1 protein-coding gene is annotated in these 1,723 nt (G+C 73.3%); it reads left to right on the forward strand.

The window, feature by feature from the left end; all coding sequences use genetic code 11:
• The first annotated feature begins 1,005 nt into the window (after window positions 1-1,005).
• Complete coding sequence (locus AB0G08_RS30120) at window positions 1,006-1,719, forward strand: MSMEG_4193 family putative phosphomutase (protein ID WP_358094356.1); 714 nt, start codon at window positions 1,006-1,008, stop codon at window positions 1,717-1,719.
• Window positions 1,720-1,723 lie beyond the last annotated feature (4 nt).

Here is a 1,723-nt window from a genome sequence, read left to right on the forward strand (position 1 = left end):
GAACGCCAGACCGGCGATACCAAGAACGCTGTTACGAATGAACGTGTTCATCAGATGTGCTCCATTCGGGGGTCGGCACCCACACCGAAGGGGGATTCGGCTTGTGCGGGCGCAAGCACCGTCCGGCGCTCATGAACAACTCAGGGGATCTCCGGCGTCTCGCCGAAGGAAAGATCAGATCGGCCCTGTCGGCCGGGGATCAGATTGGCCGTGTCGGCCGAAGGATCCGGGCTGCTTCGTGGGGCGGGGGATGCCCTCACGTCGGCCGGACCATGTGTAACGACCGCCGGCCCGCCATCATTCCGGGCCCCAGCCCACCACCCATGCAGCGGCGCGCCCTTGCTCGGTCGTACGCAGGGTGTAACGACCCCGCCCCGGCCACGATTCCGCCGCCACGATGCCCCCGGTCACACCCCGAAACCGGACACCGGCCCCGATCGGGAACGCGATGACGCCCGCCCGCCGATGCTGCACCCGACACCCATCACGCAACCGGACACCATTCGCACCGCGGTCGAGGCGCGACCGGTGGGGACCTTGGTACGGGACGGCCCGTGGCGGGGCGGTTCGTGCCAGGAGCACCGGTGTCGCCGGTCGGCACTCATGATCGGTTGACGCTGCGCCGGGCTCCGCGCGGCCCTCCGCCCGGGACGACGTCAACGGATCATGGGGACACCGACCGTGAACCAACCGGCCGTGATCAGAACGCCATGCACCCCACAACGGCCGGGAAACCTACACGCCGCCCTGATCACCGGCGGGCATGGCCCGGGGTGGAGAGTGAGGCGAGGGCGGCGAGCGGCAGGGACGGGGTGTGGCCCGCCGTGCCCCGGCGTAGGGATCAAGCCTGACCGCCCGGAGCCGGGTACGGCGGGCCACACCCCCACCACGACGGCACGCAACCAGCCGATGACCGGCGGGGCGGCGACCCGGGGACCACGACCGTGGCCACCCCAGGCACGCCAGCGGACGACCGACGTCCGGCGCAGGCCATAGGGTGGTTCCGTGGCGACCCTTCTGCTTCTGCGACACGGCCGGACGACCGCGAACGCGGACGGCGGGCTGGCTGGCCGCCAGCCCGTCGAGTTGGACGAGACGGGCCGGGCCCAGGCGACCGCGGTCGGCGAGCGGCTGCGGGCGGTGCCGCTCGCGGCGGTGGTGACCAGCCCGCTGATCCGGTGCCGGCAGACCTTGGAGCTGGCGTTGCCCGGGGTCGCCCCGGTGGCCGAGGAGGGGCTGATCGAGTGCTCCTACGGGGCCTGGGAGGGGCAGCCGCTGAAGAAGCTGGCCAAGGAGCCGCTCTGGCCGGTGGTCCAGCAGCACCCGAGCGCCGCGGTCTTCCCGGAGGGGGAGGCGATGGCGGCGATGGCGGCGCGGGCGGTCACCGCGGTGCGTACGTGGGACGCCCGGATCACGGCCGAGCGCGGCCCGGAGGCGGTCTGGCTGGCGTGCAGCCACGGCGACGTGATCAAGGCGATCGTGGCCGACGCGCTCGGCGTACACCTGGATCTGTTCCAGCGGATCGTGGCCGACCCGGCCTCGGTGACGGCGATCCGCTACACGCCGCTGCGGCCGTTCCTGCTGCGGCTCAACGACACCGGCGGCGACCTGGCCGGGCTGGTGCCGCCGCCGCGCAAGCGGCGCCGGCGGGCGACGAAGGCGGCCGGCGCGGCCGACTCCGACGCGCCGGTCGGCGGCGGCGCGGGAGCCGGCCGGTGACGGG

It is taken from the genome of Micromonospora sp. NPDC023644, assembly GCF_040640115.1.
In the GTDB taxonomy this organism is placed as follows: Bacteria; Actinomycetota; Actinomycetes; order Mycobacteriales; family Micromonosporaceae; genus Micromonospora.